This is a genomic window from Delftia sp. HK171 (assembly GCF_001886655.1).
In the GTDB taxonomy this organism is placed as follows: domain Bacteria; phylum Pseudomonadota; class Gammaproteobacteria; order Burkholderiales; family Burkholderiaceae_C; genus Comamonas; species Comamonas acidovorans.
In genome coordinates, this window is record NZ_CP018101.1 from 2,112,757 (window position 1) to 2,128,830 (window position 16,074).

The 16,074-nt window shown below is 69.0% G+C and carries 14 protein-coding genes; 3 read left to right on the plus strand and 11 right to left on the minus strand.

The window, feature by feature from the left end; genetic code table 11:
- Positions 1–64 precede the first annotated feature (64 nt).
- Positions 65–670 (plus strand): ATP-dependent Clp protease proteolytic subunit, encoded by a 606-nt coding sequence (locus BO996_RS09615; RefSeq protein ID WP_013803771.1) that lies wholly within the window; start codon positions 65–67, stop codon positions 668–670.
- Positions 671–1,057: 387 nt separating this feature from the next.
- On the opposite strand, the gene BO996_RS09620 is transcribed toward BO996_RS09615, so the two are convergent.
- The 6 genes from BO996_RS09620 to BO996_RS09645 all read right to left on the minus strand — a co-directional run bounded on the left by BO996_RS09620 (position 1,058) and on the right by BO996_RS09645 (position 7,473).
- Positions 1,058–2,023 carry a DNA/RNA non-specific endonuclease gene (locus BO996_RS09620; RefSeq protein ID WP_071954609.1) on the minus strand — a complete coding sequence of 322 codons (966 nt, stop codon included), beginning with the start codon at positions 2,021–2,023 and terminating at the stop codon, positions 1,058–1,060.
- A gap of 140 nt (positions 2,024–2,163) precedes the next feature.
- Positions 2,164–3,375 (minus strand): MFS transporter, encoded by a 1,212-nt coding sequence (locus tag BO996_RS09625; protein ID WP_071954610.1) that lies wholly within the window; start codon positions 3,373–3,375, stop codon positions 2,164–2,166.
- A gap of 11 nt (positions 3,376–3,386) precedes the next feature.
- Complete coding sequence (locus BO996_RS09630) at positions 3,387–3,734, minus strand: DMT family protein (protein ID WP_012203978.1); 348 nt, start codon at positions 3,732–3,734, stop codon at positions 3,387–3,389.
- 114 nt (positions 3,735–3,848) lie between these two features.
- The gene (locus BO996_RS09635) at positions 3,849–4,526 is read right to left on the minus strand and encodes a hypothetical protein (protein WP_071954611.1); all 678 of its coding nucleotides are present in this window, start codon (positions 4,524–4,526) and stop codon (positions 3,849–3,851) included.
- 191 nt (positions 4,527–4,717) lie between these two features.
- A complete protein-coding gene (locus BO996_RS09640; RefSeq protein WP_034391028.1) occupies positions 4,718–6,064 on the minus strand; it encodes a sigma-54-dependent transcriptional regulator in 1,347 nt (448 codons plus the stop codon).
- Positions 6,049–7,473 carry a sensor histidine kinase gene (locus BO996_RS09645; RefSeq protein ID WP_198041277.1) on the minus strand — a complete coding sequence of 475 codons (1,425 nt, stop codon included), beginning with the start codon at positions 7,471–7,473 and terminating at the stop codon, positions 6,049–6,051. The genes BO996_RS09640 and BO996_RS09645 overlap by 16 nt, the downstream gene beginning before the upstream one ends.
- Positions 7,474–7,773: 300 nt before the next feature.
- On the opposite strand from BO996_RS09645, the gene BO996_RS09650 reads away from it, so the two are divergent.
- Positions 7,774–8,331 carry a hypothetical protein gene (locus BO996_RS09650; protein WP_043781120.1) on the plus strand — a complete coding sequence of 186 codons (558 nt, stop codon included), beginning with the start codon at positions 7,774–7,776 and terminating at the stop codon, positions 8,329–8,331.
- Positions 8,332–8,346: 15 nt separating this feature from the next.
- Positions 8,347–9,786 (plus strand): EAL domain-containing protein, encoded by a 1,440-nt coding sequence (locus BO996_RS09655; RefSeq protein WP_071957061.1) that lies wholly within the window; start codon positions 8,347–8,349, stop codon positions 9,784–9,786.
- Positions 9,787–9,872: 86 nt separating this feature from the next.
- Here BO996_RS09655 and BO996_RS09660 read toward each other — a convergent pair whose 3' ends face one another.
- The 5 genes from BO996_RS09660 to BO996_RS09680 all read right to left on the minus strand — a co-directional run bounded on the left by BO996_RS09660 (position 9,873) and on the right by BO996_RS09680 (position 16,070).
- Entirely contained in the window at positions 9,873–11,147 is a 1,275-nt protein-coding gene (locus BO996_RS09660; protein WP_175403303.1) for a glycosyltransferase, read from the minus strand.
- A 34-nt stretch (positions 11,148–11,181) separates the two neighbouring features.
- Positions 11,182–12,576, minus strand: coding sequence for a sigma 54-interacting transcriptional regulator (locus tag BO996_RS09665; RefSeq protein ID WP_063326965.1), 1,395 nt, complete (start codon positions 12,574–12,576; stop codon positions 11,182–11,184).
- A 50-nt stretch (positions 12,577–12,626) separates the two neighbouring features.
- Entirely contained in the window at positions 12,627–14,903 is a 2,277-nt protein-coding gene (locus tag BO996_RS09670) for a TadG family pilus assembly protein (protein WP_071954613.1), read from the minus strand.
- Between the two features lie 16 nt (positions 14,904–14,919).
- A complete protein-coding gene (locus BO996_RS09675; RefSeq protein WP_232240496.1) occupies positions 14,920–15,441 on the minus strand; it encodes a TadE family protein in 522 nt (173 codons plus the stop codon).
- Positions 15,442–15,554: 113 nt separating this feature from the next.
- Positions 15,555–16,070: a TadE/TadG family type IV pilus assembly protein gene (locus BO996_RS09680; protein ID WP_071954615.1), complete on the minus strand. Its 516-nt coding sequence runs from the start codon at positions 16,068–16,070 to the stop codon at positions 15,555–15,557.
- Positions 16,071–16,074 lie beyond the last annotated feature (4 nt).

A 16,074-nucleotide genomic window follows, 5' to 3' on the forward strand; every position in this document is an offset into this window, starting at 1 on the left:
AACGGGGCATGCGGCGCAGGGCCGCAGCCCTTTCTTTTTCACCACCACACACAGGAGTTCGCCCATGCGCGAATCGATGATGCTCGTCCCCATGGTTGTCGAACAGTCGGCGCGCGGAGAGCGGTCCTTCGACATCTACTCGCGCCTGCTGCGCGACCGCGTGATCTTTCTCAACGGCGAGGTCAACGATGCGGTCTCTGCCCTGGTCTGCGCGCAACTGCTGTTCCTGGAGGCGGAGAACCCGGACAAGCCCATTCACCTCTACATCAACTCGCCGGGCGGGGTGATCACCAGCGGCCTGGCCATGTACGACACCATGCAGTTCATCAAGTCACCCGTGCACACGCTGTGCATGGGCACGGCGCGCTCCATGGGCTCCTTCCTGCTCATGGCCGGCGAGCCCGGCCACCGCATGGCCCTGCCCAACGCCAGCCTGCACGTGCACCAGCCGCTGGGCGGCGTGCAGGGCCAGGCCTCCGACATCCGCATCCATGCCGAGGAAATGCTGCGCACCAAGGACCGCGTGACACGCCTGTACGCCCAGCACTGCGGCCGCAGCTACGAAGAGGTAGAACGCGACCTGGACCGCGACCGCTTCATGACCGCAGAAGAGGCCCGCGAATGGGGCCTGATAGACAAGGTTCTGGACCGGCGCACAGTAACCCCCTGAGCCGCAGCGCCAGCGCCAGCAGCGCGCAGCGCGTAGCGCGCCCCCTTCTCCCCACCCCCGTATGTCAGCGCCTGCGTCGTGGCGGTTGCGGGGTTGCAAGCCTGCCGAAGGACAGGCTTGCTTCGTGATCTGACTCGCCGTGATGTCTGAACGTAGCGCGCAGCGCGAAGAGAGTTTCACGGCGAACCCCGCAACCGCCACGACGCAGGTTGCCCGCAGCGAAGCGGAGGGTCGCGGACATTCGGGTCGCCTTTGCTTTGCCTACTTTCCTTTGGCGAAACAAAGGAAAGTAGGTCGGCCGCCGGGCCGAGACCCGGCCTCGAAAAACAACCCCCCGGCAGGGTCAAAAACAGGACCCCACCCTACGCCAGCAACCAGCGCGAAACGCTAACCCCGCCCCCTCATCACCCCCGCCAACAACGGCATCCCCGTCCTCCGAGTGAACTCCTCATAACTGATCGGCGCACTCATCCGCGTATCCGGGCTATTGGCCTGCCAGTGCGCCCAGGCACGCCCCGTGCTCGCGTCGTAGACCAGCTTGAAAATGTGGCTGGGCACATGGACCTTGCCCGGCCCGATGGTGAGCGGCTGGCCGTCGAACACCGGCCCGGTGAACACATAGACATCGCCCTGGGCGCGCTGGGCGTAGCGGCGCGTGTCCTGCTCGACCTTGCTCCAGACGCCGCCGTTGTGGGTCTGGTCCTGCGGAACCATGTTGGCCAGGCTGAAGCTCTGGGCCATGGCTTCGGGGGAGTACATGTCGCCGGCCGGCGCCATGTGTCCGCGCGAGTAGCCGGAGCGGCGGTAGTCGTCCAGTTCGGCGCGCTCAGCGCGGGGCAGGCGGGCATCGGCATAGAACTTGTCGCTGCGCTTGAGGCCCTGGCCCTGGTCCAGCAGTTTGCGGTTCAGGCGCTCCACCACGAAGACGGGCGTCTTGGTCTGGCCGCTGTGCAGCACGGCAAAGGCGCTGAAGCACAGCTCGCGCTGCTGGGGCTGGATCTGCAGGGCTGGCGGCTCGCCGCCGGGGAAGAAATCGCGGCAGTGCGAAAAGCCCGTGGCCATGCTGCCGGCAGGCGGGCTGCCGCCACCGGAGGCCGTGCCCGAACCTGTCTCCGGCTGCTTGCGCAGATGCTCCAGCCCGGGGATGGGCAGGGTGGACAGGAAGGGCGGCTCCGGCAGCTTGGGGTGCCAGTTCGGGTCCAGGCTGCAACTGGCGATCTGGAAGGTGCCCGCTGCCGCCACAAGGGCGGCGAACATGGAGCGCCACAGGCCGCTGCGGCTGGAGGCTTTCTTCTTGGAGGCGGGGGAGGAACTGCGCTTGCGCGCGGAAGGCTTCTTGTTCTTGACAGTCATTCGGGGGCGGCAGGCGCTGGCCGCTGGGAGGCAAGTCCGCGATGGCGCGGGTTCTGATTCGGGTCCTAGGAATTCTCCTATGTTTCCAGGCCCCCAAATGTTTCCAGATGCCCTGAAAGCTGGCCGCGCATGGCCTGATTTCAGGTCTTTGGCCGGAGGTGTGCAGCCCTTGGTTCGGCAGGCGCGCCGAACCAGCACAGCGCCAGGGCCAGCACCGCGATGCCGCCCAGCGAAAGAAAGGCCGCATCAAAGCCGAAGCGCTGCGCAATCCAGCCCGCCAGTGCCGGGCTGGCGGCCGCGCCCAGCCCCTGCAGCGTCATCACGGCGCCCAGGCCCGCGTTGACGTGGCCGGTGCCGCGCAGCGTCTGCGCGACCAGGCCCGGCAGGGCAACGCCCAGCAGCCCCGCGCCCACGCCGTCGAGCACCTGCACGGGGATCAGCGCCCAGTCCGAGTCCCAGGTGGCGGCGACCAGGCCGCGCAGCGGCAGCGACAGCAGGGCCGCCTTGACCAGCAGCCAGTAGCCACTGCGCTGGGCGTGGCGCCCGGCGAGCAGGGCCATGGGGATCATGACCAGTTGCGCCACGATGATGGTCAGCGCCGTGAAGCCGCTGGGATTGGCATGGCCGCGCGCCACGGCGGCCTGGCCCAGCAGGGGCAGCATGGCGGCATTGCCCAGGTGAAACAGCAGCATGGCCACGGCCAGCACCCGCAGCGCCGGCGTGCCCGTGAGCACGTGCAGCAGGCCGGGTGCGCAAGGCCCGGCCTGCTCTGGGGGCGGCATGCCTTGCGGAGTTTCATCCAGCCGCATCAGCGCCAGGCAGGCCAGCGAGGCGCAGCCCATCAGGGCCATGAGCACGAAGACGGAAGGCAGTCCCCAGCGCAGGCCCATGGCCCCCGCCAGCGCGGCCGTGGCCACGTTGCCGGCGTGGTTCCAGGCTTCGTTGATGCCCAGTTGCCGGGGCAGGTCCGCATGGCCGGTGATCTGCAGCGTGATGCCCAGCAGGCAGGGTGCGATCAAGGCCGCGACCACGCCGGTGATGACCTGCGATGCCGCCGTCACGGCCAGCGATGGTGCGATCCAGATGGCCAGGTTGCCCGCCAGCAGCAGGGCGATGGCCGCAGCCAGCAGCCTGCGCTTGCGGCGCGAGGCATCGACCAGCGCGCCCAGCGGCGTGGTGGCCAGCATGCCCGCGATGCCGCCCAGGGCCATGACGTAGCCGATGTCGTCCAGCCGCCAGCCCTGGGCGAGCAGGAACACGCCCAGGAACGGTCCCAGGCCGTCGCGCACATCGGCCAGGAAGAAGTTGAGCCCCGGCAGCCAGCGCCGCGCATGGTGGTGTGTGCGGTGCATGGCGGCTTCCTTCAGCGCAGGGGGCCCTTGAACACGAAGAAGGCGCCCAGGCAGATGAAGCCGAAGCCCACCAGGTGGTTGAGGGTGAGCTTCTCGCCCAGGTAGAGCACGGAGAAGACGGCGAACACCACCAGCGTGATCACCTCCTGGATGGTCTTGAGCTCGGCCGCGCTGTAGACCTCATGACCGAGCCGGTTGGCGGGCACGGCAAAGCAGTACTCGGCCAGCGCGATCAGCCAGCTCACCAGGATGACGAGGTACAGCGGCCGGTTCTCGAACTTCAGGTGCCCGTACCAGGCGAAGGTCATGAAGACGTTGGAGATCAGCAGCAGCAGGACGGGGGCGATCTTGGGGGACATGGTGGGGTTCGGTGAAAGCGGGCAAGCAGGAAAGCCGGAAAGCAGAAAAGCAGAAAAGCAGAAAAGCAGGATGGGGGCAGGAGCCCGCCCGGCCCCTGGGGCCGGGCGGTGGCGTCAGCGCGCGCGGTCGTACAGCGGCTGCAGGTCCGACAGGCTGGCACCCATGCTGGTGGCCTCCAGCGAGGTGCCGTGCGCGTTGCGCGTGCCCAGGCCCGAGGCGGCAAACAGCTGCCCCGGCTGCAGCGGCTGCTGCAGCGCATGGGGGGCAAAGCGCACGATGGCGCCGTCGGACAGGATGACGCCGTTGGCATCGCCGCGCGGGCCGGTGAGTACGACGTCAATGCGGCCCTGGGCCTGCTGCGTCTGCAGGCCGGCCATGCGCAGGTGCGGCGGCATGGGGCGCGCGCCGTCGCGGGCGGGCGGCTGGTCGTACACGGTTTGGCCGCTGGCCGAGTTCACGATGGCATCTGCCTTGACCGCACCACCGGCTTCGCTGCGGCCGATGATGCGCACCGTGTCGCCCACCTTCACGGCTGCCGTGAGCGCGTCGGACATATGCGGCGGGAACCGGACCACCGTGCCGTCGGTCAGGCGCAGGCCGTCCACCTCTCCATACGGATTGGTCAGCAGCCGGGCGACGGCGCTTTCAAGCACGGCCTGTGCGTGCGGCGCGCCAGGCCCTGCAGGGGCTGAAGGGCCTGAAGGGGCGAAGCCGCCGGGCGGCACGGCATGCGCATTCAATGCGCTGGAACCCAGCCACAGAACGGCGGAGGAAAGAACAAATCGGGACATGAGGGCTCCTTGGTTGGCGATGGACACGCATCCGTCAATGCAAGTGCCATGCCATCAGGAATCCTCATGAAATCAAGGGCTTGCAGCGGATGCTGCGGGCCCGGTGTCCGATGCGGAGACAGCAGTTGTCACCGTATCGGACACATGCGGCGCCGTCCGTGCGTCCATGCGCCCATGCGCCCATTGCTGCCTCAGCCCAGCCCGAACTCCGCCAGCTTGCGGTACAGCTGCTGGCGCGACAGTCCCAGGCGGCGCGCGGCCTCGGCACGGTTGCCCGTGGCGGCGGCCAGGGCACGCGTGACCATTTCGCGCTCCAGCTGGGCGACGGCGGCGGCCAGCGGGCCGTTCCAGTCGATGGCGGGCCCGTGCGCCGCGGCAGGCTGCAGGCCGATGTGCTCGGCCCCGATGACCGGCCCGGGGCACAGCAGGGCCGCGCGCTCCATGGCGTTGCGCAGCTCGCGCACATTGCCGGGCCAGTCGTGCGCCAGCAGTAGCCGCGCGGCGTCGGCTCCCAGGCGCTTGGGCGAGGCGCCGCCGCCTTGGCGCAGGAAATGCTCGGCCAGCAGCAGCACGTCGCCCAGGCGCTCGCGCAGCGGCGGCAGGTGCACGGGCACGACCTGGAGCCGGTACCAGAGATCCTCGCGAAAGCGACCCTCCTTGACGGCGGCGGGCAGGTCGCGGTGCGTGGCCGCGATGATGCGCACGTTCACGGGCAGCGCCCGGCTGGCGCCCACGGGCGTGATCTCGCGCTCCTGCAGCGCCCTGAGGATCTTGGCCTGCGTGGGCAGCGGCATGTCGCCCACTTCATCGAGGAACAGCGTGCCGCCCTGCGCCTCGCGAAAGCGCCCGGCGCGGTCGCTGACGGCGCCCGTGAAGGCGCCCTTCACATGGCCGAAGAGTTCGCTTTCCATCAGGTCGGCGGGAATGGCCGCGCAGTTAACGGCCACGAAGGGGCGCTCCGCCCGGGCGCTGTTGCGGTGCAGCGCCCGTGCCACCAGTTCCTTGCCCGTGCCGGTCTCGCCCAGCACCAGCACGGTGGCGTCGCTGTCCGCCGCCAGGCCGATGCGCTTGAAGACCTGCCGCATGGCCTCGCTGCCGCTGACCAGCTCGGCTTCATCGCCTTCCTGCTCCGGGTTCTGCGCCGGATTCTGTGCGGCGTTCTCAGGGCTGCCGGCCTGGCCGGCACTGAGCAAGGCGCGCTCCAGCACCTCGACCAGCGAGGTTCTGGCAATGGGCTTGGTCAAGTGATCGAAGGCGCCCAGGCGCATGGCCTCGATGGTGTTGCTGCCGCTGGCATAGGCCGTGAGCATGATGCAGGGCGCCCGCGAGAGGCCGCGTGCCTTGCGCAGGAAGGCCAGCCCGTCCTCGCCGGGCATGCGCAGATCGACGATGGCCACATCCACCGAACCGGCCTGCAGCACCTGCAGCCCCGCCGCCACCGTGGGCGCCGCGCTGACCGCGTGGCCCAGGTCGCCCAGCATCTCGGCCAGGCTTTCGCGGAAGGCCGTGTCATCGTCCACGATCAGGATGCGGGCCATGGAAATTCCATTTCTATGCGGGTGCCTTGTGTTGTCTTGCCCAGCGCGATGCGGCCGCCATGGGCCAGCACGATTTCGCGCACCAGCGCCAATCCCAGCCCGGTGCCGCCCGGGCGCGCGGTGGTGAAGGGCTCGAACAGCGTGTCGCGCAGCTCGGGCGCAACGCCCGTGCCGTCATCGGCCACCCACAGTTGCAGCGGGCTGTTGCGGTGGGAAACGGTGGTGCCGCTGCGGTCCGCGCCCAGTTCCACCCGGCCGCCGGCCGCCGTGTGCGCCAGTGCGTTGAGCAGCAGATTGTCCAGCGCCCTGGCCATCTGCACGGGGTCCAGCAGCGGGCGGCGCCCATCCTGCAGGTCCCGGGCAAGGCCGGCGGAAACCGCCGTTGCCAGTTGCACGCCCCTGGCCTGGGCCAGCTCGGCATGTGCCTGCAGCCTTTCGTCCAGCAGCTGCTGTAGGTCCACCGGCTCCGGTTGCACCCGGAAGGGCTGGGTCAAGGCCAGCAGGCTCGATACCAGGTCTTCCAGGCGCGCGGTCTGGGCCAGTACGGCCTCCAGCGCGCCCTGGCTGCGCGCTTCACGCAGTGGCGCGGGCGCTGCCAGCGCGGTCTCGGCCTTCATGCGCATGGTGCCCAGCGGGTTGCGGATCTCGTGTGCCAGGCCTGCGGACAGCCGGCCCAGGGTGGCCAGCCGCTCGGCGCCGAGCAGTTGCTGCTCCATCTGTGCCGACTGCCGCTGCCAGCGCCGGAGCATTCTGCCCAGCCACAGGCCCGAGACCAGGACCATGCCCAGCAGCAGGCTGACGGCAAGGATGAGGGGGTTGACCACGTCGGCGCTGATCAGGGGAACGCGCATCAGTGTCCAGGCCACCAGCCCGGGTGCGTCCGCCTGGGCCGGGCAGGCGGCAAAGACCACCGCCTCGCGCAGGCCGGGGCGCAGGTCGGTCACCAGCCCCGCGCTGTCCCGCGCGCGCTGGGCGGTGGAGGCGATGCGCTCCATCTCCGCACTGGGCGCATCACGCTTGATGCCCGAGCCGTCATAGGTGGGAAAGGCATAGGCCACCACGCCGGGGCCCTCGCGCCAGAAGCCGCCTTCCATGCCGGGGCGCTCGCGCAGCGCCAGGTCCAGCACGGCCTGCGCGGCGGACCGGGCCTGTGCGCTGGGCGTGTCCGCCATCAGCCCCGCCAGCCCCATGCGCGCGGCCCCGGCCTGCAGTGCGCTGCAGCTGACGCCTGCGGCGTCGCGGGCGCGGGCAACCTGCTGGTCGGTGCCCTGCCGGCTCAGCAGCAGCAGCAACCACGCCAGCACCAGGGCGACGGCCGAGATGGTGAGCCAGAGGATCACCAGATCCCGTTGGATGGACTTTTGCGGGGACAGGGCCGGCTCCTGAAAGTGATGCGCTGGAACATACACCGAAAGGGGGTCCGCGCCTGGCAGCCAGGGCCGCGCCGCCCTGCGCGGCCCCTGCGAAAGTAACGCCTTGGCGCGCCGGCGTTACGTGACATCGCCCGTAACGCCGCGCGGTGACATGGCGACGGCTGTGCGTGGGTGTTCAAATAAATCAATAGGTTACAGATGGCTTTGCGTTGGTTGAAGACGTCCAGGCCCATGGCACGCTTGTTGCAACAGGATGCAAAAAGCTTGTCGCAGTGTCTGGAAAACCGGGCGCTGCGCCACCCGCCCCATCGATCGCTGTCTTTCGGAGGAGAAACCATGGCCGCTGTCTCGTTGTCGTTTGCAGGCGTGCCCCTGCCGCGACTGCGCGCCCACCCGGACAGGGCGCGCAGCAAGCCGTTGAACGTGCCCGCCTCGTTTGCGTCTGCGGCGGTGCCGCGCGCTTCTGGCTTTGCCTCTGCGCGCGAGGCCGGTGATGGAGGCGCGCATGCACAGATGGCGCCGGTGGCAATGCTGACGCGCGTGAGCGAGGGCGTGCGCATCGTGCGGCGCAATGACGTGATCGCGGCCCAGGCCGGCGCCGTGCTGCAGCAGGGCGACCGCGTCATCGTGCCCCAGCAGGGCGGCGCGCAGGCCGTGTTCCAGGAACAGGACGGGCAGGCGCTGCTGGGCAGCTTCGCAGGTGGCACGGACGCCACGCTGGCGTATTTCAGCCGCAAGGCGGATGCCTGCTCGGTGGTCTTTGACCTGGTGGCCGGTCATGTGGACCTGGCGCTGTCGGCCGTGGATGCCGGCGTGCTCGGCGGCGGGCCGTCCGGCCGGGGGCGCAGGGCGATCGGATTTCACTGCTATTCACAACCCATTGCAGGCCGTTGAATGAAGGAGCACACCATGCACGACGACATCATCGAAGCTCCGCCCGGCGACACCCCCGTGGACCTGGCCATCTGGCTGTCGCCCCTGCAGACCTGGCGCAGCGTCTACGGCAACGGCTTCTGCGAGGAGGCCATGCGGGCCTGCGTGGACCGGCTCACGGGTCTGGGCATCGATGCCGAATCGTTGGAGCGTGCGGGCGACACGGTGCTGGTTCGGGGGTTCGATCCCCGCACGATGGCCGACACGGTGCTGCCCGGCAATCAGGCCCGGCATGGCTGGATGCATGCGCTGGAGTCCGCCCTGGTGCGCGACCCGGTGGTGGACGGCGCGCGCCAGGCCTATCTGCGCGCCGAGGTGCAGGCGCTGGGCTGCGTCTCCCTGACGGGCCTGCACGAGATACGCGGCAAGGGCCACGCCACGGCGGGTGTCCAGGACATGGCGGTGCGCAGGATGCACCCCAGGCTGATCAAGGCCTACCAGGCCGACATGCAGTTGGCGGGCCGCCTGCTGGACGATCTGCGGCTGGGCCACCTGGCGCTGGCATTCCAGCCCGTGACGCTGCTGGAGCCCGCAGGCATGGCAGGCGGGGGCAGTGGGGCCGGCGCGGGCCGCACGCTCTACCACGAGTGCCTGCTGCGCCGCAGCGTGTTCTCTGCCTACGACAACTATGCCGTGCCCCATGCCATCGAGGCGCTGGAGCGCCTGGGCCTGGCCGCGCGGCTGGACCGCAGCGTGCTGTGGTCGGTGATAGGTGCGCTGGAGATGAAGACCGGCCACAGCCTGGGCTGCAATCTGTCGGCCGCCTCGTTCTGCGACGACGCCTGGTGGGACGGCGTGTTCGACTACCTGGAGGACCGGCCCGAGATCGCCCAGCGCCTGGTGCTGGAGATCACCGAGACCGGCGCCTTCCCCTGCGAGAAGGCCGCTCTGGGCTTGGTGCGGCACCTGCAGATCCTGGGCGTGCGCGTGGCGCTGGACGACATCGTGCCCCGGCGCGGCGGCCTGGACATTCTGGGTAAGCTGCGCGCCAACATCGTCAAGATCGACAAGTCCGTGCTGGACCAGAGCCTGCAGGCCCGGCCTTCGGCCCGGATGATGCAGGGCCTGGTCAGCCTGTGCGCCGACCGGGGCGCCTGCGTGATCGTGGAAGGCATCGAGTCCGCCCAGGGCCTGGAGGCCGTGGCGCTGGCGGGCGCCCATGGCGCGCAGGGCTTCTTCATCGCCCGGCCCTCGCTGCATGGCCTGCTGGACCAGGTGGTGCGCGTGGAAGACGTGCTGGAGGTGCTGGAGGCGACCGAGGTGCAGGACGGCGACGAGCTGGACATGGCCCTGAGCTGGAGCGGCATGGAGCGCATGTCTGCCCTTGTGGCGGCCTCCACCGTGTCTGGTGGAGCCGAGGTGTCGGCCGCCGAGGCCGGCATGGGTACGGGATTTTTCCTGCGGGCGCGGGCCTGAGGCCTGGACCTATCCGGCCCTGGGCCGCGCCTGGGTCGCCCCTGGCCCGTGCCTGGCCCGTGCCTGGCCCGGGCCCGTCCGGCATCTCACTCCAGCATCAGCGGGGCGGCCCTGCGCCGCGCCATGGCCAGGCGGAACAGGTCCATGAAGCGCGGGGCCACGTTGGAGATGTGAAAGCGCTTGCCCGTTTCGCGCGCGGCCCGGCCGTAGCGCTGGCGCCGGGCCGGGTCGTCGCGCAGCTGGCGGATGGCGCCGATCCAGGCGTCGTCGCTGTCGGGCAGCAGCAGGCCGTTGACATCGTTTTGCACCAGCTCCGGCACAAAGCCCCAGTTCGATCCGATCACGCAGCCGCCGCGCGCCAGGATCTCCATCAGGCCCCAGTTGGCCACGCCGTAGCGCAGCGGATAGAGGAACAGGTCCACCGAGGCCAGCGTGCGCGCGAACTCGTCATAGGGCAGCTTGCCCGGGAACTCCACCACCTGGGCGGCCGGGTGGATCTGCAGAAGATGGTCGCGGAAACTGGCCACCTTGCCCTGGTAGCGGCGCTCCACCCACTGCTGTTCGTAACCGTAGGTCACGGCCGTGGGGTCGCCCAGGGCGATGAAGCGCATCTGCTGGCCGTCGCCCTCGCGCACCAGTCGGTCGACCAGGCGCATGAAGGTCTCGAAGCCCTTGGAGCTGGACAGGTCGCGCGATGAGAAGGCCACGGTGAAGCGCGTGTCCTGGCGCGGCGGCGGCTCGGCCTGTTCGTCGGGCGCCTGGATGTCGAAGCCCTCGAACTGCACGGCCACGCGCTCCTGCAGCAGCGGCGGGAACAGCGAGCGCGCATGGGCGCTGGGCGTGATGGTCAGGTCGCTGCACAGCACCTGGTGGTAGTGCAGCATTTCCATGTTGCGGTCGGCCAGGCGCTGGGACAGGTCGGGCGGGTAGTCGGGCTCGTTGCCGTGCACGCGGTAGCTGGGGAACTCGATGTAGCTGACGATGGCGGCATCGATCTCGCCGTACAGCAGGTTGGGCGCGGCCCACAGCGAGTGGGCGACCACCACGTCGATGCGCTTGCCCTTTTCCTTCTCGAAGGCCTGCAGGCCCTGCAGCAGGCCGCGGCCTATGCGTGCCGAGCGCTCCACCTTGCTGGAGTAGTAGTAGCTTTGCGGGCCGACGATGTCGCCATCGGGCCGGAACGACAGCAGGTGGTCGCACTGGCTGGCGTAGTTCTCGGCATGGCCGGGCATGGTCATGAACCAGCTGTCGGCCGCGCCGCTGGCGCGAAGGTGGCTGCACAGCAGGCTGTACTGGCTGGGGTAGACGGCGCTGACGAAGATGATGACCGGCTTGTCCTGCATGTTCGTGGAGGTCTCCATGGCGTGGGGGATGGGGATGTGTCGGAGGGCGTGCTCAGCCCGGCACGGGCACTTCGGGCTCGCCGTCGCTGATCTGGTACTTGCGCATCTTTTCCCAGAGCACCTTGCGGCTGATGCCCAGGTGCTGGGCCGTGTTCTGGCGCTTCCAGTCGTTGGTGTTGAGCGCCGCGATGATGCGGTTGCGCTCGTCCATGTCCCAGTTGCTGCGGTCGGCCAGCAGGGGCTCGGCGGCGCCCGCTTCCGGCGGGAAGGTGGTGGCCGACAGGGCCTGGGCGTGCTGCAGGATGCGCTGCGTTGCGCCGTCGGCGTTCCAGTCGCGCGTCTGGCGGGCGGCCACGCCGATGCGCTCGGCCAGGTTGCGCAGCTCGCGCACATTGCCGGGGAAGTACATCTGGGCCACGGCGTCGAGGATGAAGAAGGGCGCCTCGCCCAGCTCCTTCATCGTGGCCTCGCCCACCACCTTGCGCAGGATGGCGTGGAAGATGGCCAGCTTGTCGGCCTCGCCGCGCTCCTCCAGGCTGGGAATCTGCAGCTCGATCACGGCCAGGCGGAAGAACAGGTCGGCCCGGAAGCGCCCCTCGCGCACCAGCCCGCGCAGCGGCTTGTTGGTGGCCGCCACCAGCCGGAAATCCAGCCGCACGGCGGCGGCCGAGCCCAGCCGCGTGATGGCGCGCTCTTCCAGCACGCGCAGCAGCTTGACCTGCTGGTACAGCGGCAGATCCGCGATCTCGTCCAGGAACAGCGTGCCGCCGTTGGCCTGCTCCAGATAGCCCTTGTGGGCATTCACCGCGCCCGTGAACGAGCCCTTGGCATGGCCGAAGAACAGGGACTCGAACAGCCCGTCCGGGATGGCGCCGCAGTTGACCACCACGAAGGGGCCCTGGCCGTAGCGGTTGTTGCGCTCGTGCAGCCGCTCGGCAATGCGCTCCTTGCCCACGCCGGTCTCGCCGATGATGAGCACGCTGTGCTCGCAGTCGGCAAAGGTGTCCACGTCGCGCAGCAGGCGCTGCATGCAGTCGGCCACGGCGATGATGTCCTCCGAGCGCTGCACCTGGCGCTGGTTGCTCTGCATGCGCCGCAGGATGCGCACCAGCATGGCGCGCAGCTCGGCCCCCGTGAAGTCGAAGGGCAGCACATGCGAGTACTCCATGGCATAGGTGCCGGCGTTGGCGTCGCGCTGCTTGGCGCTGACCCACAGCACGGGCATGCCGAAGGTGCCCTCCACGCCCTGGCGCGTGAAGCGCGCGCCCTCCAGCACCGAGACGCTGACCACGGCGATCGCATTGCCCAGCTCGCTGGTGTCGGCGGGCAGGGTCAGCCCGTCGGCGCGCACCACGTCCACGCCCAGGTTGAGCACGCAGCGCTCCACCCGCTCGGCGATGTCGGCCTGGCCTTCCCAGACATAGATGACGAGCTCGTCCAGATTCACGTTGCATTCCCTCGTTGTCGATTCATGGATTGGATGGCCTTGCCTGCCGTTCAGAAAACCAGTTGCGCCGTGTCGCATCCGATGGACAGGGCCTTGATGTCGGTGCGGCCCACCTCCAGCCCCAGCGTGTCCTTGAGCACGCTGGTCAGCAGCGTGCCCACGCCGTTGAGGATGGGCTTGAGCACGGTGGTGACCAGCGGCTTGAGCAGGGTGCACAGGGCGCCGGTGCAGGTGAGGTTGTTGTCGCGGTTGAGCAGGGACTGGATCTCGGGGCTGTTCGGGTTGATCGCGTACAGGTACTGCGGGTGCGAGGTCAGCAGCTTGGTCACGTTGTTCTTGACGCAGCCATTCCAGTTGAGCAGCGAGCTGAGCAGGCCCGCGCAGCTCTGGTAGCCGTTGTCGTAGGTGGAGATGCCCAGCACATCCAGCAGGCCGCCGGGCACGCTGGTGTAGGAGTTGAGGGCGGCCGAGAACGTGCCGCTGTTCCAGGTGGAGGACGGGCAGGCCACCAGCAGGCAGGACTTGGCGATGGCGTTGTTGAAGGTGAAGTTGGACGTGAGCAGCGGCGGCATGTAGTCCTTGTCGCCGGCCACGCCGCGCCCGCTGAGCAGCAGGTTGGTGAGGCTGGTCACGTTGTAGAGCCCGTTCACCATGGAGGCGTCCAGGTAGGAGCCCAGCAGGCGCGTGGTGATGTCGGTGGGCGTGCTGTTCGGTGGCTGCAGCAGGCCGCTGAGCAGGTTGAGCAGTCCCGTGACGATGTTGTTGACCGTGTCGCCCAGCGCCAGCTGGTTCACCTGCGTGGAACGGTTGGTCTTGGACCAGTTGGGGTCGGCCGGGTCTTCGTAGCCCGGCTCCATGCCCAGGCCCGTGGTGGAGTCCGTGTACTCCAGCGCCGGCACCCACAGCTTGCCGTTCAGCACGGGCAGGTGCAGCAGGGTGATGAGCTGCTCATTTTGCAGGCCCTTCTCGCAGCTTTGCTTGTTGTTGGGGTCCATCTTGCCCACGCAGGCATTGAGGATGGATGACTTGACCGACAGGTCCATGGTCTGCGGGCTGGCGCTGCACTGCAGCGCGGTCAGCGTGCCGGTGGCGTTGGTGATGTCCACGGCAATGGGCAGCTTGACCTGGGTGCCCAGGATGTCCTTGACCAGCCATTTGAGTGCGCCGCCCAGCAACTGGTCCGTGTCCACGTTCAGGTTCAGGCGGATCTGCGCGCTGTAGCCCTGCGTGCCGACGGGGCCCACGGCAATGGTGGGCGGCTGCACGATGGTCAGCTGGCCCTTGATGAGCCCGGCCACATCGAGCTGGTTGGCCTGCAGCGCATGGCCGTTGGCGCCGATGGCAATGGCCGTCTTCAGCAGGTCGCCAATGCCCAGCTGCACGTCCATGGCCGCGTTCAGCGGATCGGTGCGGCCGGCACCCAGGAAGGCGAACAGGCCCTTCTGGTCATCCAGGCTGCCCAGCGGGATCTTGATGGTGCTCAGGCCCGCGTTGATGATCTGGGTCTTGAGCGCATTGAGCTGCACGGCCAGCGCGTTGTCGGTGATGGCGCTGATGGAGGCGTCGATCACGTTCAGCAGGGTGACGCTGGCGATGTTGGCCAGGCCCTCGGGCGACAGCGCGCGCAGCTGCTCTATGCCCAGGTTCACGCCCAGGGCCTTGAGCAGGCCGGCCGGGCTGATCTTGGCATCGGCCAGGCCCTTGGAGTCCAGCAGGGTCAGCATGCCCACGTCCAGCCCCACCAGGCCCAGCAGCCCGCCCAGCGGCGTGTCCTTGTTGAAGCGCAGCAGCTGCGAGCCCACCTGGAAGGACGCCACCGAGTCGTTGCGCATGGCAATGGCCTCGGCCACCACGGCACGGCTCCAGGGCCCGGGAAAGATGGTGGGCGAGGTGCCGCCCACCGTCACGCGCGCCGCGTTCAGCGGGCCGGAGCTGGCGTCGAAGAAGCGGCCGCCGCTCGATTGGCGCGCCGGGTCCGCCGGGTTCCAGTTGCCGCAGCTGACCACGGTCTGGGTGCTGTTGCGGGTCAGTGGAACCGGCCAGTTGGCCGTGATGCTGTCCTCGCCCGCCGTCACGCAGGCAGCGCGGTTGCTGCGCTCGGCATTGATGGCCTGGGCCGCCTGGGTGGCCGCCAGATCGGCAATGCGCTGCAGGTCACGCTTGGCGTAGTACATGTAGCCCAGGTCCACGACGCCGAGCAACAGGAACAGCACCGAGCCCAGCAGGGCGAACTGCACGAGCAGGCTGCCGCCTTGCCGGCGCCCTTGTCGGCGCCCTTGCCGGCGCGTGCGGGGGCGGTGTACGGATGCGGGGAGGTGGGTGAGCATGCTCTGGTCCTCCTGTCTAGCTGCCGGGCGCAAGCCTGATCAGGCTGCGGGACTCCAGGCGCGTGGGTTCGCCCAAGGTCTGGCTGCCCACCTGCAGGCCCTGGCCCATCACGGGGGGAAGCATGTACACCACGCTCAGCGTGGCCTGGGAAGTGCCCCAGTCGATCTGTATCTGGGTGGGCGCCGTGCCCGCCGGAATGCCGCTGGCCGCCAGGCTCTGGTTCACCACATCGCTGGTGGCCTGCAGGATGTTGGCGCGTTCGGCTGGCTTGGCCGGGTTGTAGCCCGCCATCCCGCCAAACGCCAGATGCTGGACCATGCGCGCACCATCGCCCGTGGCACGCGCCAGCGACTGCTGGGCCTGCAGCACGCGCCAGTACACGAACATGCCCATCAGCAGCATCACCATCACCCCGGCGATCAACGCGAACTCCACCGCCGCCACGCCACGCTGCCGCCGCGCAGCAAAGGTGTCCTGAACTGTCTTCTCGCGGCAAGTTGCAGTGCGGGACGATGCATAGGGCGCCGTCTCACGCACGGCATGCCCCAACCCAGGGACACCGAGCAAGGGCCTAAGCCGGCCGCGCCGCCCCGCAGCGAGGGTGTCGTCCCCCTTCAAGGGGGAAGCGGCGCAGCCGCTCAGGGGGTATCTCATAGCCCCCCCCTGTCCACCATGATGTTGGCGCTGGCCGTCAACGTGGTGGGCATGACCAGGCCGAAGCCCGGCAGGGCGGGCGCTATCGGGCTGGTTCCATAAGGGATGGTGAAGCCCACGCGCACCATGCAGCGTTCGGCAACCAGCACGCCGCAGGTCAGCGTGGCCGAGCACAGTTCGCTGTTCTGCAGCCTGCAGATGCGCACGTCGATGCTGCCTGCCGTGGGCCGAAGGTCGGCGGGCAGCCAGTCGAGCCGCTGCTGCACCAGGCTGCGGGCCGCGTCCAGGCGGGCGCTGCGGCTGGTCTGGTAGCGCAGCGTGGCCCGCGCGGCGTCTTCGGCGGCGGCCTGCATGGATTCGCGCACCAGGAACGCCAGCCCGTAGCTGATGCAGGCATACAGCAGGGCAAAGAACACCGGGAAGATGATGGCCCACTCCAGCGCATACACCCCCCGCTGCCGCAGGCTGGCAGATCGGTAGGGGCGGTGAGCGCGGGGTTGGCGCCGGGTCATGGTC